The organism is Neorhizobium sp. NPDC001467 (genome assembly GCF_050275975.1).
Classification (GTDB): domain Bacteria; phylum Pseudomonadota; class Alphaproteobacteria; order Rhizobiales; family Rhizobiaceae; genus Neorhizobium.
Genome location: NZ_JBNNPS010000001.1, coordinates 482727 through 504541 on the forward strand (window position 1 = coordinate 482727; position 21815 = coordinate 504541).

At 62.2% G+C, this 21815-nt stretch carries 21 protein-coding genes, 1 tRNA gene and 2 pseudogenes; 10 read left to right on the forward strand and 14 right to left on the reverse strand.

The annotated features are described in order from the left end of the window. Positions 1–130 precede the first annotated feature (130 nt). From ACQKKX_RS02500 to ACQKKX_RS02530, 7 genes and pseudogenes are all read right to left on the reverse strand, one after another. The gene (locus ACQKKX_RS02500) at positions 131–1456 is read right to left on the reverse strand and encodes a Y-family DNA polymerase (protein WP_427568466.1); all 1326 of its coding nucleotides are present in this window, start codon (positions 1454–1456) and stop codon (positions 131–133) included. After that, on the reverse strand, positions 1413–1853 hold the full coding sequence (locus tag ACQKKX_RS02505; RefSeq protein WP_427568468.1) for a LexA family protein: 441 nt from the start codon (positions 1851–1853) through the stop codon (positions 1413–1415). Before ACQKKX_RS02505 ends, ACQKKX_RS02500 begins: the two co-directional genes overlap by 44 nt. Before the next feature lie 381 nt (positions 1854–2234). Further along, positions 2235–2408, reverse strand: a complete 174-nt coding sequence (locus tag ACQKKX_RS02510) for a hypothetical protein (RefSeq protein WP_427568470.1) — start codon at positions 2406–2408, stop codon at positions 2235–2237. 134 nt (positions 2409–2542) lie between these two features. After that, positions 2543–2749: pseudogene (locus ACQKKX_RS02515) on the reverse strand (helix-turn-helix transcriptional regulator); the annotation flags it as partial. Positions 2750–2797: 48 nt separating this feature from the next. Beyond that, a pseudogene (locus ACQKKX_RS02520) lies at positions 2798–2929 on the reverse strand (excisionase family DNA-binding protein); the annotation flags it as partial. Between the two features lie 474 nt (positions 2930–3403). After that, positions 3404–3480, reverse strand: a tRNA-Arg gene (locus ACQKKX_RS02525). A 43-nt stretch (positions 3481–3523) separates the two neighbouring features. Beyond that, the gene (locus ACQKKX_RS02530; protein WP_427568472.1) at positions 3524–3760 is read right to left on the reverse strand and encodes a hypothetical protein; all 237 of its coding nucleotides are present in this window, start codon (positions 3758–3760) and stop codon (positions 3524–3526) included. Here ACQKKX_RS02530 and ACQKKX_RS02535 point away from each other — a divergent pair. Beyond that, the gene (locus ACQKKX_RS02535) at positions 3759–3944 is read left to right on the forward strand and encodes a DUF3329 domain-containing protein (protein ID WP_427568474.1); all 186 of its coding nucleotides are present in this window, start codon (positions 3759–3761) and stop codon (positions 3942–3944) included. The two genes, ACQKKX_RS02530 and ACQKKX_RS02535, sit on opposite strands and share 2 nt — an antisense overlap. Positions 3945–3971: 27 nt before the next feature. On the opposite strand, the gene ACQKKX_RS02540 is transcribed toward ACQKKX_RS02535, so the two are convergent. The 4 genes from ACQKKX_RS02540 to ACQKKX_RS02555 form a co-directional block, all read right to left on the reverse strand. After that, positions 3972–4493 (reverse strand): hypothetical protein, encoded by a 522-nt coding sequence (locus ACQKKX_RS02540; RefSeq protein ID WP_427568476.1) that lies wholly within the window; start codon positions 4491–4493, stop codon positions 3972–3974. Between the two features lie 248 nt (positions 4494–4741). Then, positions 4742–5614 (reverse strand): transglutaminase family protein, encoded by an 873-nt coding sequence (locus ACQKKX_RS02545; protein ID WP_427568478.1) that lies wholly within the window; start codon positions 5612–5614, stop codon positions 4742–4744. A gap of 12 nt (positions 5615–5626) precedes the next feature. Further along, positions 5627–6568, reverse strand: coding sequence for an alpha-E domain-containing protein (locus tag ACQKKX_RS02550; RefSeq protein ID WP_427568479.1), 942 nt, complete (start codon positions 6566–6568; stop codon positions 5627–5629). 10 nt (positions 6569–6578) lie between these two features. Then, entirely contained in the window at positions 6579–7988 is a 1410-nt protein-coding gene (locus ACQKKX_RS02555) for a circularly permuted type 2 ATP-grasp protein (RefSeq protein WP_427568483.1), read from the reverse strand. A gap of 323 nt (positions 7989–8311) precedes the next feature. Here ACQKKX_RS02555 and ACQKKX_RS02560 point away from each other — a divergent pair, with 323 nt between their 5' ends. Continuing rightward, complete coding sequence (locus ACQKKX_RS02560; RefSeq protein ID WP_427568485.1) at positions 8312–9217, forward strand: DMT family transporter; 906 nt, start codon at positions 8312–8314, stop codon at positions 9215–9217. Here ACQKKX_RS02560 and ACQKKX_RS02565 read toward each other — a convergent pair. Continuing rightward, positions 9211–9735 carry a YcxB family protein gene (locus tag ACQKKX_RS02565; protein WP_427568487.1) on the reverse strand — a complete coding sequence of 175 codons (525 nt, stop codon included), beginning with the start codon at positions 9733–9735 and terminating at the stop codon, positions 9211–9213. The genes ACQKKX_RS02560 and ACQKKX_RS02565 overlap by 7 nt on opposite strands. Positions 9736–9998: 263 nt before the next feature. Between ACQKKX_RS02565 and ACQKKX_RS02570 the strand changes: the two genes are divergently transcribed. Then, positions 9999–10283, forward strand: coding sequence for a hypothetical protein (locus ACQKKX_RS02570; RefSeq protein ID WP_427568489.1), 285 nt, complete (start codon positions 9999–10001; stop codon positions 10281–10283). A 202-nt stretch (positions 10284–10485) separates the two neighbouring features. Here the strand turns inward: ACQKKX_RS02570 and ACQKKX_RS02575 are convergent, their stop codons facing one another. Then, on the reverse strand, positions 10486–12291 hold the full coding sequence (locus ACQKKX_RS02575; protein WP_427568491.1) for a DEAD/DEAH box helicase: 1806 nt from the start codon (positions 12289–12291) through the stop codon (positions 10486–10488). A 444-nt stretch (positions 12292–12735) separates the two neighbouring features. On the opposite strand from ACQKKX_RS02575, the gene ACQKKX_RS02580 reads away from it, so the two are divergent. Next, a complete protein-coding gene (locus tag ACQKKX_RS02580; RefSeq protein ID WP_427568492.1) occupies positions 12736–16455 on the forward strand; it encodes a response regulator in 3720 nt (1239 codons plus the stop codon). A gap of 99 nt (positions 16456–16554) precedes the next feature. Here ACQKKX_RS02580 and mnmD read toward each other — a convergent pair whose 3' ends face one another. Next, on the reverse strand, positions 16555–17262 hold the full coding sequence (gene mnmD / locus ACQKKX_RS02585; protein WP_427568494.1) for a tRNA (5-methylaminomethyl-2-thiouridine)(34)-methyltransferase MnmD: 708 nt from the start codon (positions 17260–17262) through the stop codon (positions 16555–16557). On the opposite strand from mnmD, the gene ACQKKX_RS02590 reads away from it, so the two are divergent. The 6 genes from ACQKKX_RS02590 (at position 17261) to uraH (ending at position 21776) form a co-directional block, all read left to right on the forward strand. Beyond that, positions 17261–18439, forward strand: coding sequence for an NAD(P)/FAD-dependent oxidoreductase (locus tag ACQKKX_RS02590; protein WP_427568497.1), 1179 nt, complete (start codon positions 17261–17263; stop codon positions 18437–18439). The two genes, mnmD and ACQKKX_RS02590, sit on opposite strands and share 2 nt — an antisense overlap. Positions 18440–18541: 102 nt before the next feature. Beyond that, positions 18542–19249 (forward strand): DUF1045 domain-containing protein, encoded by a 708-nt coding sequence (locus ACQKKX_RS02595; protein WP_427568498.1) that lies wholly within the window; start codon positions 18542–18544, stop codon positions 19247–19249. Positions 19250–19371: 122 nt separating this feature from the next. After that, the gene (puuE, locus tag ACQKKX_RS02600; protein WP_427568500.1) at positions 19372–20301 is read left to right on the forward strand and encodes an allantoinase PuuE; all 930 of its coding nucleotides are present in this window, start codon (positions 19372–19374) and stop codon (positions 20299–20301) included. Beyond that, positions 20298–20795 carry a 2-oxo-4-hydroxy-4-carboxy-5-ureidoimidazoline decarboxylase gene (uraD, locus tag ACQKKX_RS02605; RefSeq protein ID WP_427568502.1) on the forward strand — a complete coding sequence of 166 codons (498 nt, stop codon included), beginning with the start codon at positions 20298–20300 and terminating at the stop codon, positions 20793–20795. The genes puuE and uraD overlap by 4 nt, the downstream gene beginning before the upstream one ends. Before the next feature lie 127 nt (positions 20796–20922). Then, positions 20923–21423, forward strand: a complete 501-nt coding sequence (locus ACQKKX_RS02610; RefSeq protein WP_427568504.1) for an ureidoglycolate lyase — start codon at positions 20923–20925, stop codon at positions 21421–21423. Beyond that, complete coding sequence (gene uraH, locus ACQKKX_RS02615; RefSeq protein WP_427568506.1) at positions 21420–21776, forward strand: hydroxyisourate hydrolase; 357 nt, start codon at positions 21420–21422, stop codon at positions 21774–21776. Before ACQKKX_RS02610 ends, uraH begins: the two co-directional genes overlap by 4 nt. The last annotated feature ends 39 nt before the right edge of the window (positions 21777–21815 follow it).

Genomic DNA, 21815 nt, shown 5'->3' on the forward strand with positions numbered 1-21815 from the left:
CGTCGAAGTTGGGCAAACGCAACGCCGGCCCCGAATTTCTTCACGAGCGCCTTACGTTCGAAAATGCCCTGACGCGCGCAGCGGCGGCACCGGATGTCGATCCGATCGCCACGGAAATCCCGGAGCGTTGTCATATTGCCCTCACGATCGGAAGTTCTGAAATCCGCGTCGTGTAGCGCGGCGTGCGCATGTCGGCTTTCGTCTCGAAGGACCGGCGAAAACCTTCAGAGGCCAGCACCACCGTCTTCTTGCCCCAGCGATCGTTGACCGCATCCAGCGCCATCGACAGCTTTGCAGCGGTTGCGCTTTCGTGGGCGAATAGATCGGCCGGCGCCAGCTCCTCCGCTATAAGGTCATCAAGAATGACGCCTGCCTTCGTATAGGCGAATCCATTGCCGCCGGGATCGCCGGGCCAACCTCGTTCGACGCTCCGTAGGGCGGCGTCGACCAGCGCGAAAGTCGTGTTCGACGGCGGCGACAGCTTGGCCGATCGCGAGACGCTGTTCTGGCGCGTGCCGTTGTGCGGATTGGTATGGAAGAACGTGGTGATGTGGCTGGCCACCAGCCCGTGGCGCCGTAGCTTTTCCGCGGCGCGTGTCGCGTGCGCAGTTACGGCCTGGTTGAGAACCGCCAGCGTCGTCATCGGCGTGCCCGCCGATCGCGTCACTGCCATCCCTTTGCGTTGCGGCTCGACATCCTGGATCTCAATGCAACGGACGCCCTGCAGCTCGGCCACCGTTCGCTCCAGCACGACGGTGCCCAGTTTGCGGGCCAAAAGCATAGGCATGTCCCGCAGTTCCGCTACGGTGTTGATGCCGGCCGCACGCAGCTTGGCCGTCGTTTGCCGGCCGACACCCCAGACCTCGGATACGTCCGTGCGGGTCATGCAAAATTCGGCAACATCCCGATTGCTTAGATCGCACACGCCGCCAAAGACGGGGTTTTTTTTGGCGATGAAGTTGGCGAACTTCGCCAGCGTCTTGGTTGGTCCTATGCCAACGCATGTCGGCATGCCGACCTCCCGGCGAACCGTCATTCGCATTTCTGCGGCATGATCGAGCATACGGCCGCCGAAGCCGCTGAGATCGACGAAGGTCTCATCGATCGAATAGACCTCGGTCACAGGTGAGAACCGGCCGATGACAGTCGCAACCCGGCGGCTGATATCGCCGTAGAGCGTGTAGTTTGAGGACAGCAGGCGAATGCCATGCTCTTTCGTCTTCTCCCGAAAGAAGTGCGCGGGATCGCCCATCTTGATGCCCAGCACCTTCGCCTCGTCGGATCGGGCGATGGCGCACCCGTCATTGTTCGACAGCACCACCACCGGCCGGCCGTGCAGCTTCGGGTCGAACAGGCGCTCGCAGGAAACATAGAAATTGTTGCAGTCGATCAGGGCAATTGGATCGGCCATTTTAATCCACCGCATAGCGGCGGGCGATGCCCGCAACGACGCCATAGATCTCGGTCGATTCTGATACGGCAATTGGCGGGTAGCGTTCCTCTGATCGTGCCTCCAGCCATAGCCGGCCGTCGCGTCGGGTGAGTAGCTTCAGCAGCATGTCACCGTTGTGGAGCGCCAGTACCGTTCGGCCTGGCTGCACCTTGCCGGCGCGATCGACGGCGACGAAGTCTCCATCCATGATCCCTGCACCCGACATCGAGTTGCCGCTGACGCGGTACCAGAATGTTGCGTGTTCGTGCCGGATCATCCAGGCAATAAGATCAACAGGGCTTTCCAGGTCATCGCCGGCCGGCGAGGGGAAGCCGGCGGATACGGTGAGGTTCGATGATCGGACTTCACGACGGATGTACTCAATCGATACCGGTTCCAGAATGGCGGCTGAAATGGGCACGCGAATACTCCTTCACGCCGAAGCGCGTTGCATCAGTTGAACATGTGGTGGGAGCACTCGCCGCCAAACGGCCCCGCGTGTTCCTAGTATGTTCTGGTTTGCATTGGAGTCAATCAGTTCTAGCTAAAAATTAGGTGAGCCTTTGTCAGTATGACATTCGGCTGCTCGCCAGCTTTCCTGGCCGATTCTTGGTCTGCGAACTTTCTGCGGATTTCGTATTTCGTCCCGCGGAAGAAGATCGTCAGCAGTTCCTGTCAACCCATCAATTTCGGCTTCAACGACCACGCCTTCTGACTTTGCCACAAGGGCCATGCGCTTCAATACGGCAACGCCTATCGCGGTTTTCCTTGTCATCATCGCTCTTCTCGTCGCGATCCTTGATCAGAGCTGGATGCGCTCTTTCTTGACGGCTGGTTTTTCAGATGCGGGCGAGACGTCCGGCGCCACTCGGATGATGGTCCCGTCGATCTCAATTTCGACTCGCATGCCTGTCTTTTTCGCGACCATTGCCATACGCATCAAGTCGGACGTCTTGATAATCGCCTTTGTTGTCATGGCCTATTCGACCCGGGCGTCTTGCGCTTCTTCCGCCCCGGTGGGACGAGGCCCTCAAGGAATAGTTTCTCGCGTATCCTGTCAGCCTCAGACATTGTCGAACCTCGATTAAGTATCTCATCGACCCTGTTCCCGCCTTCTGATGGAAGGTCAGTAAACGCCGCATCGAGACCTATGCGGTCCCAAATCACGCGACCGTCGATGCGCTTTGGCCTCGGCATACGCCGATCGGCAACCATCTCGTCAAACTTCGTGGTGCCAACGCCGACATAGCGGGCGGCCTCTTCGCGCGACATGCCGCGGGGAGGGTAGGAAAAGGCATCAGAGATTTTTGTGGTCATGTCTGGGATTTCCGTGGGAGAAAGGACAGGATCGCGTTCCTCTACCACCTCGCGCCGGATGCGCATTAGCTTACCTACCCGAAATGCGGGAAGCTCGCCACTTTCGATCATTTTTCGAATGTGCCGCTCCGAGCAGCTCCAGCGCTCGGCAAGAGTCTTAGGCGTAAAGACTTCGGGCATCGCTGCTTCACTATTTACGTTACAGAACGATCAGCCTGCATTTGGTCGATTTCAGTCGATCTCCCGCCAGCGTGTTACCTCAAACATCTCGGCAAAGCCTTCACGGTGATATTGCAGCCGCATCTTCGGTTGCCTCCCGCGTGGCCCTGTCCCAAAACGTCCCGCTGGCTTGAGCGATCCCGTTTCGATTGATCGGTTGTCCCGCTCATACTCGATTTCCCTATCGAGAGGCGGTTCCGTTTTCTGCCATTCCGTCATCGATCTTCCCCCTCTGGATTCTTCATCAGCATCAATTCGGGCCTGTCTTCGCGCCAACGCTCTAACTAGCGCGTGAAGCGGGTTGTCAGAACCATTCCCTGCATCTGCCATTGCGATGACCTTCAGTGCGGACGGGGATATGCGCGAGATGCTTCCTATATGCTTCCTGTGGAAAACAATGCTGTGACTGAGATCGGCCAGAAGCCTTGGAAAATATGGCGCACCCGGCAGGATTCGAACCTGCGACCTTTGGAATCGGAATCCAACACTCTATCCAGCTGAGCTACGGGTGCTAACCGTTCCGGCGATGACTCGCCGGTGACCGATGCATGGTTCTTAGCCTAGCTCGGCAAAGGCTTCAATGCCAATAGCGACCGCGGCAGGGGAAAAATCATGCGGGTGCCGAAAGCCTCGTTCGTCCTCACTGGTCGGAAGCGCCGAGCGGGCTGTGGTCATCGATGCGGCCCGGGTAAAACTGCTTTTGCCGGTCGCGGCGTCTTGCAATTTGGCGGCGCAGGCGAAATACCGGCGCGGGGGCCGCGTTTCTGCAGGCCGCAGGAGGACGCCGTCCATGATCGATCCGAACCATCCTTTCTATGATGCGCCCTGGCGGCGTGGACTTATCGTCGCCGTCTGCTTCGCATGGGTGGGCGTCGAATTGTATTTCGGCAACCTCACCTGGGCGGCGATCCTCGCCTGTATCGGCCTGTTTGCCGGCTACAAGCTGTTTTTCGATCGCGGCAACACGCCGCGATAGGCGCATGCGAACCGATGGCCGGCGAACTCACATAGGGTGCCGGCCGTGGCGTGACGGCAATTGCGTGATGGCCCGGTCGATCAGCTGGTTGGCAATCTTCATGCGGGTCGTTGCCTGATCGCGAAATTGCGGCGCGACGCGGTCGGGGTGGTTGAGCCTCGCAAATTGCCGTCGCCTGTCCTGCAGCACCGCCTCGTCATCGTTTGGAGACAGCGCCAGATCTTCGGCGATCTCGGCTTCCGTCAGCCGTTGCAGTTGTGCCGGCATGATGTCGGCCGGTTGCGGCTCCGGTACATCGGTTTGCGCCGGGCCTTCCATCGGCTGAGGCTGCTCGTCGCCGGGCGGGCGGTCGAGGTCTTCGGCATCATGGTCGAAATAGGCGCTGCCATCGGCACGTATGTCCAAAGGGCGCCCGGCCGGCATGACGAAGCCGGCGCCCAGCCCGCGAATGCGGAAATCCGCATCTTCAGGCGGCGCGTCGTCCGCTTCTTGTCGTTCATCCTCCAGCCTTGTCAGGACCGACTGGAAAAGGGACTGGCCCAACAGCATGTGGTTCTCCGCTTTGGTGGCGGCATTCAAGCAGTCGGAAATGGCGCCGGGCTTGCGCGCGACGGATGGGATCGGCTGGAGGATTGGAGTGGCAGCGGAACTGCGATTGGCAGAGCCTGAACCAGCCCGCTACACCATTTGCACGCGGCTGCGGTGCTGATATGCAGGCGCGGCCGTGTTCGGTTGTCTGTTGAATGCTGTTTCCAGACCCCGGCCGGTCACTCCTCGCGCTACCTGCCTCCAGTCCTCTAATTCTGGGTCTGCTGGCGCTGGACCGAATGGTTCTGACCTTCTGCGCCCTGGCCCTGGTTCTGGCTCTGCGTGCGGACGCCGTGGACGGTTAGCGAGACTTTCAGGTCTTCGTCGGCCGTTCCGAGCCGCATGCCGGAGACCGGGGCGGCGGCGGCATAGTCGAGGCCGCAGGCGAGCCGCACGTAGCGATCGTCCGGGCAGATCGCGTTGGCGGCATCAAACCCGACCCAGCCGAGCCCGGGAAGATGAGCCTCGGCCCAGGCATGGGTCGCAACCTGCTCGTCCTGGCCCTCCATCAGCAGATAGCCGGAGACATAGCGCGCCGGGATGCCGCACAGGCGGGCAGCGGTGATGAAGATATGGGCATGGTCCTGGCAGACGCCGCTTTTCGCCTCCAGCGCCTGTTCGGCCGAAGTCAGCGTGTCGGTGCTGCCGGGCGTATAGGTCACGGTCGCGTTTATCGTCTCCATCAGCGCGTGCATTCTTGCCAGCTCGGTGTCGCCGGCCAGCGTGTCGGACAGTTCGCGTGTCAGCCTGCCGGGCCTGGTTCGCTCGGTCTCGCGCAGGAACAGCCAGAGCGGGCAAAATCCCTGATGCGGGCCGAAGACCCCGGCCTTGTCGGTGGTTTCCACCTCGCCGGCAGCGGTGATGCGGATCGTATGGGCGTCGCCTTCGGTAGATACGAGTTCGGTGCGATTGCCATACTGGTCGGCATAACCGGCCTCGATCGACGCCCCGTCGACCGCAATGTTCCAGGACAGGATCGTCTGCGCGGCCGTATCGGGCGGGGTCAGCCGCAGGCGTTGCAACGAATAGGGCACCGGGGCGTCGTAGCGATATTCGGTCCTGTGGACGATTTTCAGGCGCATCGACCCCTCCGGCTACTGGTAGAAGCGATAGCCGTCGGAAATCTCGGCGCTCAGCTGGTTGTTGCGGTTGATGAAAGTCTCGAGAAACTCGTGCAGGCCCTGATCCATGATCCTGGTGACGGTTCCCTGGCGCAAGGACTGGCGGATCGCCTCGGCGGTAGCATGTGCCGGCAGGTGCGTTCCGTAATCTTCTGCAAGATAGCCGAGATTGCTGACGATCTTGGCGTAGCAATAGGCGAGCGAGCGCGGCATGCGGCCGTTGAGGATCAGGAAATCGGCAATGTTGGCCGACTGGTAATCGCCATCATAGACCCAGCCGTAGGATCGGTGGGCGGAGACCGAGCGCAGGATCGATTCCCACTGCATGTTGTCGAGCGCCGAGCCGACCTGGCTGACGGATGGCAGGAGTACGTAATATTTGACGTCGAGAATGCGGCTCGTATTGTCGGCACGCTCGATGAACGTGCCGATGCGCGAAAAATTGTAGAGATCGTTGCGCAGCATGGAGCCGTGGAAGGCGCCGCGGATAAGCCCGCAGCGGTGCTTGATCACATCGATCAGTTCCGGCAGGTCGGCGGGTTTGAGCGACCCGGCCAGTCGTGCCTTCAGATCGATCCAGGCCTCGTTGGTGGCCTCCCAGGTTTCGCGGGTGAGCGCCGTGCGCACCATGCGGGCATTGTTGCGTCCGGCCTCGATGCAGGACATCACGCTCGACGGATTGGCGCGTTCGCGCAAAAGGTAATCCACGGCATGTGCTGCGGTCAGCCTGTCATGCAACGCGCCATAAGCCGCGCGCGCGCCGGCGCTTTCGAGCACGCCATGCCAGTCTTCGTCCGAATAGCCGACGCGGGTCAGCGAAACGCGCAGGCCGGCATCGACGAGGCGGGCGATGTTTTCGGCCCGCTCGATATAGCGGAACATCCAGTAGAGGCCGTTTGCGGTTCTTCCCAGCATGTCTGAGCCCTCAATCTTCCAGAACCCAGGTGTCCTTGGTGCCGCCGCCTTGGCTGGAGTTGACCACCAGCGAACCTTGCTGCAGGGCGACGCGGGTCAGCCCACCAGGGATGATCTTCACCTTGTCGGACACCAGCACATAGGGGCGCAGATCGACATGGCGGGGCGCGATGCCCTGGTCGACGAAGATCGGCACGGTGGAAAGCGCCAGCGTCGGCTGGGCGATGTAATTGCCCGGTCTCGCCTTCAGCTTGTCGGCGAAGTCGGCGCGTTCCTGTTTCGAGGCGGTGGGCCCGACCAGCATGCCGTAGCCGCCGGACCCGTGCACTTCCTTGACCACCAGATCTTCCAGATGCTCCAGCACGTATGTGAGGCTGGCGGCTTCCGAACAGCGCCAGGTCGGCACGTTTTCAAGAAGCGGCTTGCGGCCGGTATAGAATTCGACGATCTCCGGCATGTAGGAATAGATCGCCTTGTCGTCGGAAATGCCGGTGCCCGGTGCGTTGGCGATGGTGATGTTGCCGGAGCGATAGACATCCATGATGCCGGGAATGCCGAGCGCGGAATCCGGGCGGAAGGTGAGGGGGTCGAGAAAGTCGTCGTCGACGCGGCGGTAGAGCACGTCGATCGTCTCATATCCCCGTGTTGTGCGCATCTTCACCTTGCCGTCGATGACGCGCAGGTCCGATCCCTCGACCAGCTCGACGCCCATCTGGTCGGCAAGGAAGGAATGTTCGTAATAGGCGGAATTGTAGATGCCGGGGGTGAGCACGGCGACGCGCGGCCGGCCCTTGCAGCCGGCAGGCGCCAGCGAGGCCAGCGACTGGCGCAGCAGGCGCGGATAATCCTCGACGCGCTGCACCTTGTTGAGCGAGAACAGTTCTGGGAACATCTGCATCATGGTCTCGCGGTTCTCCAGCATGTAGGAGACGCCGGAGGGCGTGCGTGCATTGTCTTCCAGCACGTAGAACTGGTCCTCGCCGGTGCGAACGATATCTGTGCCGACGATATGGGTATAAACGCCGCCCGGCGGGCGAAAGCCGATCATTTCCGGGAGGAAGGCAACGTTCTTCTCGATCAGTTCGCGTGGAATGCGGCCGGCGCGGATGATCTCCTGCTTGTGATAGATGTCTTCAAGAAAGGCGTTGAGCGCCAGCACGCGCTGCTCGATGCCCTGCGCCAGCTTGCGCCATTCGCGTGCAGCGATGATGCGCGGGATGATGTCGAAGGGGATCAGCTTTTCGGCACTGTCGGCGTGGCCGTAGACGGCGAATGTGATGCCGGTCTTGCGGAAGATGTTTTCCGCATCGCGCGTCTTTCGGATCAGGTGCGAAGGATCCTGGTTCGAATACCATTCGTGATAGATCTGGTAGGGTGGCCGCGGGCGATCCTCCGCGGTCAACATCTCATCGAAAGCCAATGGTGCGTTCCCTTGTTTTACACCATATGAGTACAAGCTTCGGGCCTTTGCAAGCGGGATGCATAATGCTGATGCAGAATTTCCGGCCCGCTCAAAACTGCTGAATTTAAGGGCTTTTTGCTGCAAATCGCGGCAGATGGCGGGCGGCGACGGAACAGGGGGCACCGGCAGGGTTGGCGCGGTTTCCCGCGGCTTGTCCGGCCTTGGATTTGAGCAGCAAGGCCGGTATTGAACCGGGCTGATGACACGCATCAATTTTTCTTCTTTGACCGCAGTGGGCGTCGGCCTTAGAGCATCGCCACGTCAAGCAAATTGGAGCGCTCATGCTCGATCGTCTGGCTCCGGCCGTTTTCGTCCTTCTGTGGTCGACCGGCTGGATCGTGGCCAAATATGCCGCGGTGCACGCTGATCCGATCACCTTTCTCGCCGTGCGGCATGCGCTGACCGCGGTCGCCTTTGCCGGCCTGGCGCTGGCGATGGGCGCAAGCTGGCCGCAAGGCCGCACACTATGGGGCCGGGCGCTGTTTTGCGGCATTTTCCTGCACGGGCTTTACCTTGCGGGGGTTTGGTATGCGATCGGGCGGGGCGTGCCGGCCGGCCTTTCCGGCGTGATCGCCGGCCTGCAGCCGCTGCTGACGGCCATGGCCGCGCCGCTATTTCTCGGCGAACGGCTGACGCGGGTGCAGAAGATCGGTCTCGGCCTCGGTTTTTCCGGTATCCTGATCGCCATTTCGCCGCAACTTCTCGATGCCGCCGAGCGCGGCTTGTCCGGTCTGGCACTGCCGGTGGCGATCAATCTCATCGCCATGGTTTCGGTCACCTACGGCACGCTTTACCAGAAGAGGCACCTGCAGGACGGCAATCTCCTGTCGATCGCTTGCCTGCAATTCATCGGTGCCTTCATCGTGACCTTGCCACTGGCGCTGTCGCTGGAAACGGTGCGCTTCGACTGGACAGGGGAGGCTATCGCAGCCATGGCCTGGTCGGTTCTCGGCCTTTCGGTGGCTGCGGTGGCGCTGCTTCTCTATCTCATTCGCCGTGGTCAGGTGTCACGCGCAGCCTCGCTCATCTATCTCATGCCGCCGATGGTAGCGATCGAGGCCGCCATCCTGTTCGGCGAACCGCTGACGCCGCCGATGGTGATCGGCACGCTGATCGTCGTGGCAGGCGTGTGGATGGTGGGCCGCGCGACGCCCAAGGAAAAGCTTGAACCGGTCGGCGCTCAGTAGAAGAACAGTTTTGCCTGGCCGGCACCCGCCCGGGCGAGATGTGACTTGATATCGAGCAGGTCTTCTGCCGAAACGGCGCGTTTGGGGATCGGATTGAACATGCCGTCCTTGCCGAACATCACGAACATGTCGTCGCTTTCGGCCCAGCGGGCAATCTCCCGCCAGTTCTGCCGGCGTCTGGCCTTGCTTTGAGCGAATTCGATCCCGTCGGCGTTCCATGTCACCTCGGTCGTGCGCCCCCTGTCCGGTGCCGCGCGAAATCTGGAGGCAGCCGTCAGCCGCGATTTTCGTTTGCCGTGCCAGAGCGCCGCGGCGGCCAGAGCAAGGTTGACCGCAAGCACGCCGGCCGACACGGCGGCAAGGGCGGGGCCGGTAACGGTGCGGACGAAATAGGCCGAGATCAGCAGCCATGAAAAGCCCATGACCGCCACCAGCGGCCAGACATTCATCTGGTGGCGCCGCCACATGTCGTTGCCGGCAAGGACGTCCTCTTCCGTCAGTGAATATCGGATCGGCATGATCACTCCATTGTTGCCGACGTGGTAACGAGGCGGAGGGCAAAAGGCAAAGGCAAAGGCGACGCAGGGGGAAGGTCGGCGGCAACGGGCCGGGGGTGGGGGCACTGCCATGGCAACAGCACGGCAAGCGGCGGGACTGTGGGTGAGGCGACAGGCGGAGCCGGGCAAAATGCCTGCGGCCTGCTACCGTTGGCGTATTCGTGCACGGTACTTGCCAAATCCAGGCAGCGCCCGATGTGTGCGGGGCATGAAGGAGCAGTATGATGAGAACTTCTACCACACTTGCCGCCACAGTCCTTGCCTGCCTGACCTTGGCAGGCTGCTTCAGCGAGGGGCCGAGTTACCGGACACATGAGCGCGTCTATGCGCGCCCGGCCGGACCTAGCCACCACTATAACGCCCGTCATGATCGCAGAGACTGGGATCGCGGCCGCAGCCACGCCCGTGATGACCGGCACGACCGCCGTGACTGGAGGGATGACCGACGTGACCGGGACGGGCGCTTCGTCTACCGCGATGGCCGCCGCATCTGGGTGCCGGGCCGCTAAGGGACGATCGAGTGCCGGATACGCATGGCGGTTGAAGACGGTCTAAGGCCAGCAGGGTTTTCAGCTCTTGTTTCAGAGTTGAAACGTCCGTGCAGGCTGTCCGTCAACAATCGCCAGCGATATCGCTCTTACCCACGATCACTCAACGAAAAAGGCCGGGCTGTGACGCCCGGCCTTTTTCGTTTCTGAACGCTGTCGGACGTCATGCCGGGCGGCGCTTTCGGCCCTGCATTCCGCCTTCGTTGCGGCCGCCATTATTGCCGAAGCGGACCGGGCCGCGGGCTTCGCCCTGCTTCTGGCCCGGTTTCTGGTTTGCGCCCTGACCACCGCGGTGGTTGCTGCGCTGGGCAGCCGGCTCATGCGCCCCGTGGGCTGCGTGTTCGGACTTGCCGTTGCCACCCTTGCGGTGATCATCACGGCGCTCGCCGCGATTATCGTTGCGGGCCGGACGACCTTCGCTGCCACGACCTTCATGACGGGGTGCGCCATCCTGCGAGCCGAACTGCTTCTTCGGACGGAAATCCGAGGTGGAAGCGAGATCGTTGTCGATATGCGACTGCGGAGCGGCTTCCTCGCGGCGCTGGCCACGGAAATCCTCGTTGCGACGGTTCGGACGAGCCGGGCGGCCACCATTTGCACGTTCGCCGTGCGGACGTGCGCCGTGGGGGCGATCGCCCCGTTCTTCCGAACGGGCACCGGCTTCCGCATTGGCGCCATCACCGAAAGGCTGGCGGGCAGGGCGTTCGCGGCGCGGCTTGCGCGCCTCGCCAGAGGCGCCGCCGCCATTGCCACGACCGCCACGGCCCTGGGACTGGCCACCACGGTTGCCGCCGCGATTGTTGTTGCCATTACCGCGAACCGGGCGTGCGAGCGCTTCGGGGCGTTCGCCCGAGGCCGTGGCGATCTCAATGCCCATCAGCTTTTCGATGTCGCGCAGCAGCATGGTTTCGTCGGGTGCGCAGAAGGCAATCGCGATGCCGTCGCGACCGGCGCGGGCGGTGCGGCCGATACGGTGAACGTATGCATCCGGCACTTCCGGCAGATCGTAGTTGTAGACGTGGCTGACGGCCGGGATGTCGATGCCGCGCGCGGCAACGTCGGTGGCGATCAGCGTCTTGATCTCGCCGTCACGGAAACCCTTCAAGGCGCGTTCGCGCTGGCCCTGGCTCTTGTTGCCGTGGATCGAGGCGACCGAGAAACCGATATTGTCGAAATGCTTCATCAGCTTTTCGGCTGTGTGCTTGGTGCGCATGAAGACGATCGAGCGGCCATCCGGGTTTTCAAGCAGCGTCTTGCGCAGGATTTCCGTCTTGTCGCCCTTGCCGGCAACGAAGTGGACATACTGTTCGACCTTGTCGGCGGCCTTGCCCGGAGGCGTTACTTCGACCTTGACCGGATCGGTCAGGAATTCGGCAGCCAGATCGGCGATCGCCTTCGGCATGGTGGCCGAAAACAGCATGGTCTGGCGTTTCTTCGGCACGATCTTGGCGATCTTGCGCAGGTCATGCACAAAGCCGAGATCGAGCATCTGGTCGGCTTCGTCGAGAACGAGGAAACGAACGGTGGTGAGGCCGATGGCGCGGCGGGCGACGAGATCGAGCAGGCGGCCGGGGGTTGCAACCAGAATGTCGGTGCCCTTTTCCAGCTGAAGCTGCTGCTTGTTGATCGAGACGCCGCCGACCACGAGGTTGATCTTGAGCGGCTTGCCCTTGATGAAGGTCTTCAGATTGGCAGCGATCTGGTTCACCAGTTCGCGGGTCGGCGCCAGGATGAGCGAACGCGTCGTGCGGTTGTCGGGGCGACGGTCTTCGGCGAGCAGACGCTCGATCAGCGGCAGGCCGAAAGCAGCGGTCTTGCCGGTGCCGGTCTGCGCCAGGCCGATCAGGTCGCGGCCTTCGAGCAGCAGGGGGATCGCCTTTTCCTGGATCGGCGTAGGCGTTTCGATACCGAGCTGCGAAAGCGTCGCGACGATCTGCCTGGAGACGCCAAGCGTTTCGAAATTGGTCAAGTCATAAACCTTTCGGGGCGCCAAAAGCGTATGCGTCGACGCGGCACCATGCCGGATCGGCTGCTTTAGGCGTCAAGAACCCCGCGTGAAGTGGGAACTTGTGAGTTGGAAATTGCTTTCCAGCGCTTGAACCCTCGTCGCGAGGGCGATCTATCTATGCGCCTTGTTCCTTCTTCGCGAATGCGGAAATTCGTCGCGGGGCCAGCTCACGCGGCGGCCGGAAGGTGAAAGCTGGTTGCCATTTGGTTGTTTTCGGCCAGAAAGTCAAGGGCGGCCACGTCAGCGGTTCCGATCGGTCCCGCAGCGCCTACCGCATACGCGTCCTGATTGCCGGATTGTGGCACGCCAACAACCTGTTGTTAACCATCGGCGTGATGATATCCCGCGATCCGGTGACATATCGAATCACGCGCCGCCCGGCGGCGCGCAGTCGGCGAGGGCGGGTTGACAAGCGATAGCGAGCTTCTGGCGCGGGCATGCGCGCGGATCAACGATCTGCGGACGCCCGCCTTCATCAAGGACAGCGCCCTGCGCTATGTCGCGGTCAACGATGCCTATGCCCGCTTGTTCGGCTTCTCGCGTCAGGATTTTACCGGCAAGCGGACCTTCGATCTGGCCGAGCGGTTGGAAACGTTCGATTGCGAGGAGAAGGAACGCCGGTCGCTGGTCTTCGGCAGCGACGAGATCGCGCTGTCGATCGACGAAAACGGTGTTGCCCGACACAAGATCCATATCGAGCGGTTCCTCAGTGAAGACGACCGCGCCTATATCTACGGCGTGCTCGAGCCGATGGGCGAGGCGCCGGTGATCGACATGAAATCCGGCCTGCCGGTGGCGCAGGGCGGCTTCCTGGACGAGCCGGGTGAAGGTGTTGCCGCGTTTGTTGCCGAGGCCCGGCCTGAACTGCAGGAACTGCTGCTTAACGACGCGCTCGACCTTCTCGATATCGGCGTCGGTATATACAGCGAGGACGATTACAGCGACGACAAGACGCTGATCTATTGCAACGCCCAGCTGGTCCGCTTCTTTGCACCGCTCGGGATTGACATCGCGCCGGGCATGACCGTGACGGATATGTTCGGCGCCGCCTACGACCGGGCCTGCGAGCGCGAGCCGCAGCGCATGCCGGAAAAATATCCCGATCGGGCCGCCTGGGTGTCGGCCCGCACCGATCGCTTCAACCAGCCGCAAAGCGATATCATCGAGCGGCTGCCGGGCGGACGCTGGCTTCGCGGCGTCAACAAGCGCCTCGAAAACGGGCTCGTCATCGCACTGCGGATAGACGTCACGGATTTCAAGCAGCAGGAGGCCCAGTTGCGCGAAAATGCGCGACAGAGCGAGCTGTTCCGGGCCGTGCTGGAAGATCTTCCCGTGCCTGTCTTCCTGCGCGATGCCGAACGGCGCCTGGTGTTTGCCAATGATGCCTATGAGGAAATGCTTGGCGGCAAACGGGAGGATTTCCTCGGCAAGACCGAGGCGGAAATGTTTCCCTCCGCCGGCCAGCGTTTCGTCGAGGAAAATACCCGGGTTCTGCGCGAGGGCACGCCGATCGACAAGGTCGAGGAGGTCACCTTCCCCGATGGCGACGTCATTCCCGTCATCACCCGCCTGCGCCGTATCATCTCGCCGGATGGCGAACGCCACCTCGTCTGCTCGCGCACCGATATCACCATGGTCAAGCAGGCGCAGGACAAGGCGGAAAGGGCGCATCGCGACCTGCAGACGATCCTGGATGCGATGCCGGTCGGCATCGGCATTCTCGATGCCGATCTGCGGTTCGAGTTCGCCAATTCGGCGTTTTACGGCTTCTGGGACGCAGGCGAGCAGTTCGAGCTCAAGGGCAGGTTCTATCGTGACTTCCTCAAGGTCAATTTCGACCATGGCATCTACGGCGAGGATCCGCGATCGTTCGACGCCATCTATGCCGAGCGCATCCGCCGACTGAAAGAAGAAGGGGACGGGCCGCCAATCGAGGTGAAGAGCCGCGACGGGCGCATCATCGTCATTTCCGGCACACCGCTTACCGGTGGCAAGATGCTGCTGAGCTACATGGATATTTCGGCGCTGCGCAAGCGCGACGAGGAGGTGCAGGAGGCCCGCGCCGCACTGGAGTTGCAGGGCGCGCTGATGCGCGATGCCACCAGCGCCATGAGCCAGGGCCTGCTCATCCTGCATGACGGCCTGATCGTGTTTTCCAACAATGCGCTTGCGGCAATGCTGGATCTGCCCGAGACGCTTACCGGCGTCGGTGCCGCCTGGCGCGAGATTTTCCGCTTCTGCCAGAAACGCGGCGATCTTGGCACTGCCGATCAGGCCATGGATGCCCTGCGCGGCTGGGAGGGATCGATCGAGCGCGGCCAGCCGGTTTCGCTGACATTCCTTGTCGACGAGAAAAAGTGGGTGCAGGTCGAGGCGAAGCTGACGGGCGACGACCACTGGCTCGCCGTCTTTACCGATATTACCGAGATGAAACAACGCGAGCAGGACCTGACCCGCCTGCTGCAGCGCGCCGAAGCCGCCGACCGGGCAAAATCGGAATTCCTCGCCAACATGAGCCACGAAATCCGCACACCGATGAACGGCGTGCTCGGCATGGCGGAACTCCTGTCGAAATCGCAGCTCGATCCGCGCCAGAAGACCTTCATCGACATCATCGTCAAATCCGGCAACGCGCTCTTGACGATCATCAACGACATCCTCGACTTTTCCAAGATCGATGCCGGACAGATGAAACTGCGCAAGGCGCCTTTCGATCCGGTCGAGGCGATCGAGGATGTGGCCACGCTGCTGTCGTCTTCGGCCGCCGACAAGGATATCGAGCTTCTGGTGCGCGGCGACGTGACCGTGCGCAACACCGTGATGGGCGATGCCGGGCGTTTCCGCCAGATCGTCACCAATCTCGTTGGTAATGCGGTGAAATTCACCGAAAAGGGCCATGTCTTCATCGAGCTTTCGGCGACGCCCATGCAGGACGAGCGCCTGATGCTGGCAATCCGCATCGAGGATACCGGCATCGGCATTCCGGAGGACAAGCTACGCACCGTCTTTGAGAAGTTCTCGCAGGTGGACACGTCCTCGACGCGCCGTCACGAAGGCACGGGGCTTGGCCTTGCCATCACCGCCGGCCTAGTCAACCTGTTCGGCGGCACGATCGCGGTCGAAAGCCGGGTCGGGCGCGGATCCGTCTTTACCGTCAGCATGCCGTTCGAGGTGGTGAGCGAGCGCAACACTGCCCCCGCACTGCCCCTGGCGACCGAAGGCGCGAAAATTCTCGTCATCGATGACAATGCCGTCAACCGTCGCATCCTGACCGAGCAGCTCGGCATGTGGGGTTTCGATACGGTGGCGGCCGATGGCGGGCCGGAAGGGCTCGCCGTCCTGGCCGAGGCCTGCCGTCTGGGCGTTACCATCGATACGGTCGTGCTCGACTATCACATGCCGGAAATGAACGGCATGGAAGTGGCTGCCCATATCCGCGGCGATGCACGGTTTGCCGATATCGCCATCGTCTTCCTGACCTCGATGGACATGGCTGGCGACGACAGCACGTTTGCGGCCATGAACGTGCAGGCGCATCTGATGAAGCCGGCGCGTGCCAACCTCCTGCGCAGCACGATCGTCGATGTCGTTCGCGGCGTGCGCACCCGTCGCAGGGCCGCCGCAATCGCCGAAGCTACGCCTGTCGCAGCCATGCCGCGCCCGCAGCCGGTCGCAGGACCGGTCCGCGCGCAACCGGCGACCCCATCCATGGCAGCGCCATCCCCATCGCTCGATGTTCTTGTCGCGGAGGATAACGAGGTCAACCAGATCGTCTTTACCCAGATCCTGCAATCGACGGATCTGAACTTCGTGATCGCCAAAAACGGGGCCGAGGCGGTTGACGTCTGGCGGGAACGCAACCCGGCGATCATCCTGATGGACGTCTCCATGCCCGTCATGAACGGTCACCAGGCCACCCAGAAGATCCGCGGGATGGAGGCCCGGACAGGTGGCCATGTGCCGATAATAGGGGTGACAGCGCATGCGCTGGAGAGCGATCGCGACCTGTGCCTGGCCGCCGGCATGGACGATTACCTCTCCAAGCCGATCAGTCCGGAAGCGCTGGAGCAGAAGATCAACGCCTGGATGGGCAAAGGGATCACCGCAGACGCGGTGCAGGGCTGACGCCTCGCAGCGTCAGACTTGGCCGGTTTGCAAGGTCCGCGGCTGTCCGCGCGCGCACCGTCCAAGTTCATAAGCTCCGGCTCGACGGTCGCAAAAGGGTCAGTCTTTACGGCCGCACAGCATCTCGCGCTTGCCGGCAAAGCCGGCACGTCGCTCGACCTCGAAGCCGGCTGCCTGAAGGTTGCGGCGCACGAAGCCAGCAGCGGCATAGGTGGCGAAGGAGCCGCCGGCCACGGTCGCGTCGAACACAGCCGTCATCAGCGCCTGCGACCACATGTCGGGATTGCGCGACGGTGCAAAACCATCGAGAAACCAGGCATCGAATGCCGTTTCATGGTCGCCGACCATGTCCAGCGCCGCACCGCAGACGACGCTCAGTTTCGTCTGATCGTCCATTTGCAGCTCGATACGGCCCTGCGGATGGTCGGGCCAGAGCGCGGTCAAGGCCATGCGCTCGCCGTCCAGTTCAGGCCAATGCCCCAATGCCCGGCCGACCGAGGCACGGTCCATAGGATAAAGCTCGAACGAGGTGAAATGCAGGACCGCGTCTGCAGGCCGCACCGCTTTCCACTGCCGCCACGTCTCGCAGAAATTCAGCCCGGTGCCGAAGCCGAGTTCGGCGATCGCGAAGCTTTGCGTATCTTTCCAGCGTTCCGGCAGGCCGTTGCCGGTGAGAAACACGTGGCCGCATTCCAGCCGGCCATCGGTCTGGCAATAAAAATGATCGCCAAACTGCGGCGAATAGGGCATGTCGCCTTCACGCCAGTCGAGCGGCTGGAAACGGCCAACGGAATTGGGATCTGTCATGGGAAAATCCGATAAAGCGGCCACGACCTCCGGTCAATCGTCATCCGCCGACCTGCTGATCATTGGCGGCGGCGTCATGGGGCTGTGGGCTGCGGTGAAGGCCGAGCGCCTGGGGATCGACGCGATCCTGGTCGATGCGGCCGCTCTTGGCGGCGGCGCAAGCCATGGTCTGATTGGTGCCTTGATGCCGCATATGCCCGACAAGTGGAATGAAAAGAAACAGTTCCAGTTCGAAGCGCTGGTGCGACTGGAGGACGAGGTCGCCCGTCTGGAACGCGAAACCGGTCTTTCCTGCGGCTATCGCCGCTGCGGCCGTCTGATCCCGCTGCCGAAACCGCATCTGGTCGATATCGCCCGCCGCCATGCGCAGGATGCCGAGGCCCGCTGGCGCACTGAAGGCCGGCAGTTTCACTGGCGCCTGTTGGAGAGGACGCCGCATCCCGGCTGGCTGGATCCCGCCATGGCTGAGGCGGGCGTGGTCGAGGACACGCTTGCGGGGCGCGCATCGCCGCGTCGCTTCTGCGCGGCCCTTAGCGCTTCGTTGAAGGCGGCACGCCATGTGCGCATCATCGAAAACAACGGCGTCGTTCGTCTCGACCCGGATGCGGCAATCCTGGCCGACGGCCACCGCATTGCCTTCGGTCACGCCATCGTCGCCAGTGGCCACGAGGCCTTTCCCTTATTGACAAGCCTTGGACCCGCATTGCCGCGCCCGCTGGGCCTGCCCGTGAAGGGCCAGTCGGCCCTGTTGAGGGCGGATGTCGATATCGCTCTTCCCGTCGTCTTCCTGAAAGGCCTCTATGTGGTTCCGCACGAGGGCGGGACGGTTGCGATCGGCAGTACCAGCGAGGATACCTTCGACGACCCGGTCTCCACCGACGCGCAACTCGAGGCCCTGATCGAGCGTGCGCGGCAGATTTCGCCGATGCTGACCGATGCGCCGGTCGTGGAGCGCTGGGCGGGCTTGCGACCGAAGGCGATCGATCGCGATCCCATGGTCGGGCGGCATCCCGACCATCCCCGCATCCTGGCACTGGCCGGCGGCTTCAAGGTCAGTTTCGGCTTGGCCCACAGGCTGGCCGATTCGGTTCTTTCCGCGCTCAATGGCTGTCCGCTGGGGGTGCCGGACAGCTTTTTGTTAAGCAATCATCTCACAGTCGCGCGAACAGGCGCCTGAACCTTCCGAATCGTCGTCTTCCTGTTACGCAAATCACCTAACCCGGCATTCGGGGATGATTGAGCAATGCGTGAAAAGCAACCGAAGCCAGGAACATGACGCATGCGCTATTCGATCAATTTTACGCCGCCGGCGCACGACCCGCTGACGCTCGGTGCCGCCCAATGGCTGGGTCGTCACGTCTTTTCCGGCGCGGCGCTTGATCATCCGGCGCTGCGCGGCTTGAGCATCCATGATATCGCCTTCAACACGGCCCTGCCGCGCCGCGCCGGCTTCCACGGCTGCCTGCGCCCCAGTTTCCGCCTGGCGCCGGGAACGAGCGAGCAGGAATTGCTGCGCGAACTGATGCGTTTTGCCGGTCGGCACCAGCCCTTCACCCTGCCGCAGCTCGAAGTGGTGCGGATCGCCAGCCAGTTCGCGCTGGCGCCCGTCATTCCGTCGCAAGCCATGCATCTGCTCGCCGGCGCTGTTGTCACCGAGTTCGAACGATTTCGCCTGCCGATGCCGGATGACGAGATCGAACGGGCGGATCCCGGCAATCTGTCGGCCGGCCAATTCGCCAACATGCTACGCTGGGGCGACCCCTATGTGATGGATGAATTCCGTTTTCACATGATGCTGACGGGGCCGCTGGCGCCCGCCGATCTCGGGCGGTTCGAAACTGCGCTGCGCAGCTATTTCTCGCCACTCCTGTGCGACCCCGTCGAGGTCACCAACCTTGCCTTGTTCGTGGAAACGGAACAGGGTGCGCCGCTGACTGTGCATTCGCTGCATCCGCTCGGCCGCGTCTCTGCCCGCAAGACCGCCTGACACGGTTGCCCGATAAGACCGCGCTATGAAACTGTCCGACAGGTCCGCTTGGCGCAAAACATCCATCTCGACAGCGATGCCGGACGGCTGATACCGTTCAGAAAAAGCATCGAGGGGATGCCATGCTGCTGCCGATCGAAACGCCGCGCAATTTCGTCGGGTACGGGCGCACGCCCCCCGATCCCCAATGGCCTGGCGGCGCCCGTATCGCCGTCCAGTTCGTGATCAATTACGAGGAGGGCGGCGAAAGCTGCATTCTCGATCAGGACAAGGCCTCGGAAAACCTGCTGTCGGAAATCGTCGGTGCGGTGGCCTGGCCCGGTCAGCGCAATCTCAACATGGAATCGATCTATGAATACGGCGCGCGTGCCGGGTTCTGGCGGCTGTGGCGGCTGTTCACCGAGTTGAACGTGCAGGCCACCGTCTATGGCGTGACATTGGCCATGGCGCGCAACCCGGAGGCGGTTGCCGCCATGCGCGAGGCCGGGTGGGAGATTGCCAGTCACGGCTATCGCTGGCTGGAATACAAGGATTTTTCCGAGGCGCAGGAGCGCGCCCATATCCACGAGGCGGTACGCCTGCACACCGAGCTGACCGGCGAGCGGCCCTATGGGCTCTATCAGGGAAAGCCTTCGGAAAACACGCTCCGGCTTGCCATGGAGGAGGGCGGATTTCTCTATTCTTCAGATAGTTACGCCGACGACCTTCCCTATTGGGTCAAGCGTGCTGATGGCAAACCCTTTCTCATCATCCCCTATACGCTGGATGCCAATGACATGCGATTTGCAACGCCGCAGGGGTTCAATGCTGGCGACCAGTTCTACACCTATCTCAAGGACACGTTCGACACGCTCTATCGCGAAGGCTTGGACGGTGCGGCGAAGATGATGTCGGTCGGGCTGCATTGCCGCCTGATCGGTCGTCCCGGCCGGATGGCGGCGCTGCGGCGGTTTGTCGATTATGTTCTGGGCCATGACAAGGTCTGGATCCCGCAGCGGGTGGAAATCGCCAGGCACTGGCACCAGCATCATCAGCCGGCAGGTAACCCATGACGGCGCGCGCGGACTTCGTTCGGATCTTCGGCGGCGTGTTCGAGCACTCCCCCTTCATCGCCGAGCGGGCTTATGACGCGGGCTTCATCACCGTGCCACTGACCGCCAGGCGGCTGCATGACGGCATGGTGCTGGAGTTTCGCAATGCATCGCGGGAGGAGCGGCTTGGCGTGCTGCGCGCCCATCCCGATCTCGCCGGCCGGCTCGCCATCGCCGGCGATCTTACCGAGGACAGTCGCCAGGAACAGGCGGGGGCAGGGCTCGACCGGCTGACGGCAGAGGAATACGCCCGGTTCAACGAACTCAACGACGCCTATCGGCGCAAATTCGGGTTTCCCTTCATCATCGCCGTAAAGGGGCTGGACCGAAACGATATTCTTGCCGCCTTCGAACGCCGTATCGGCAACGGTTTTGACGAGGAATTCGATACGGCGGCGCAGCAGGTGGAGCGGATCGCGCTGCTGCGCCTTCAAGCCCTGCTGCCCGGACCATGAACCGCATGGCAGACGCTGCAACCGCGCCGCCCGCGTTTACGATCATCTCGGCGGCGCCGTGCCATCGATCTGGGGCAAAGGCGCGTAGGCTGGTAGAGCATACGAGAGCCAGAAGCGAGATCGTCGATTGACCGAGACCCTTCCCATCCATCCGTTGACGCGTGACGCCTTCGCCCCCTTCGGCGATGTCATCGAGGCCGATCCCGCCAGAAGGCGGCTCATCAACAACGGCACCACCGAGCGTTTCCATGCGCTTGCCGAAGCCGTCATGTTGGGCAGGGCGGACCGGCTGATCTTCAACATCTTTCGCGGACAGGCCCGGACTTTCCCGCATGTCATCGACATGATGGAGCGCCATCCATTCGGCAGCCAGAGCTTCGTGCCCTTGTCGGGCCGGCCGTTTCTGGTGGCGGTGTCGAAGGACGAAGACGGGGTCCCAAGCAGGCCACAGATTTTCCTCGCGCAAGCCCATCAGGGGGTGAACTACTTTGCCAATTGCTGGCATCATCCGCTGATGGCGCTCGGCCAGACCAGCGATTTCCTGGTGGTCGATCGCGACAATCCGCAGGACAATCTCGTCGAATTCTTCTTCGAGACCCCTTATATGATCGAGGATCCGCACCTATGACTGGCCTCACCACCCATGTGCTCGACACCGCCCGCGGTGCGCCTGCCGAAGGTCTGGCAATCACGCTTTATCGCCTCGACGGCGAAATCCGAGAAAAGGTCACCGAGGTCGTGACCAACGGCGATGGCCGTATCGACGGCGGCCCGATCCTGAGTGGCGACGCGTTTGTTGCCGGCACCTATGAACTTGTCTTTTACGCGGGCGATTATCTGCGTCGGCACGGTGTGATGCTCGCCGACCCGGCCTTTCTCGATGTCATTCCAATCCGTTTCGGGATATCAGACAGTGCGGCGCATTATCATGTGCCACTACTTCTTTCGCCCTACGGCTATTCCACTTACAGGGGCAGCTGACGCGTTTCCCGCGATTGCCGATATTCATGGAAATTGCGC

Bases quoted from the DNA above. Each gene is read 5' to 3' on its own strand.
- ACQKKX_RS02500 (WP_427568466.1), bottom strand. From the start codon at position 1,456: ATGGCGTCGTTGCGGGCATCGCCCGCCGCTATGCGGTGGATTAAAATG.
- ACQKKX_RS02510 (WP_427568470.1), bottom strand. From the start codon at position 2,408: ATGACAACAAAGGCGATTATCAAGACGTCCGACTTGATGCGTATGGCA.
- ACQKKX_RS02535 (WP_427568474.1), top strand. From the start codon at position 3,759: ATGATCGATCCGAACCATCCTTTCTATGATGCGCCCTGGCGGCGTGGA.
- ACQKKX_RS02530 (WP_427568472.1), bottom strand. From the start codon at position 3,760: ATGGACGGCGTCCTCCTGCGGCCTGCAGAAACGCGGCCCCCGCGCCGG.
- ACQKKX_RS02540 (WP_427568476.1), bottom strand. From the start codon at position 4,493: ATGCTGTTGGGCCAGTCCCTTTTCCAGTCGGTCCTGACAAGGCTGGAG.
- ACQKKX_RS02545 (WP_427568478.1), bottom strand. From the start codon at position 5,614: ATGCGCCTGAAAATCGTCCACAGGACCGAATATCGCTACGACGCCCCG.
- ACQKKX_RS02550 (WP_427568479.1), bottom strand. From the start codon at position 6,568: ATGCTGGGAAGAACCGCAAACGGCCTCTACTGGATGTTCCGCTATATC.
- ACQKKX_RS02560 (WP_427568485.1), top strand. From the start codon at position 8,312: ATGCTCGATCGTCTGGCTCCGGCCGTTTTCGTCCTTCTGTGGTCGACC.
- ACQKKX_RS02565 (WP_427568487.1), bottom strand. From the start codon at position 9,735: ATGCCGATCCGATATTCACTGACGGAAGAGGACGTCCTTGCCGGCAAC.
- ACQKKX_RS02570 (WP_427568489.1), top strand. From the start codon at position 9,999: ATGAGAACTTCTACCACACTTGCCGCCACAGTCCTTGCCTGCCTGACC.
- ACQKKX_RS02590 (WP_427568497.1), top strand. From the start codon at position 17,261: ATGGGAAAATCCGATAAAGCGGCCACGACCTCCGGTCAATCGTCATCC.
- mnmD (WP_427568494.1), bottom strand. From the start codon at position 17,262: ATGACAGATCCCAATTCCGTTGGCCGTTTCCAGCCGCTCGACTGGCGT.
- ACQKKX_RS02595 (WP_427568498.1), top strand. From the start codon at position 18,542: ATGCGCTATTCGATCAATTTTACGCCGCCGGCGCACGACCCGCTGACG.
- puuE (WP_427568500.1), top strand. From the start codon at position 19,372: ATGCTGCTGCCGATCGAAACGCCGCGCAATTTCGTCGGGTACGGGCGC.
- uraD (WP_427568502.1), top strand. From the start codon at position 20,298: ATGACGGCGCGCGCGGACTTCGTTCGGATCTTCGGCGGCGTGTTCGAG.
- uraH (WP_427568506.1), top strand. From the start codon at position 21,420: ATGACTGGCCTCACCACCCATGTGCTCGACACCGCCCGCGGTGCGCCT.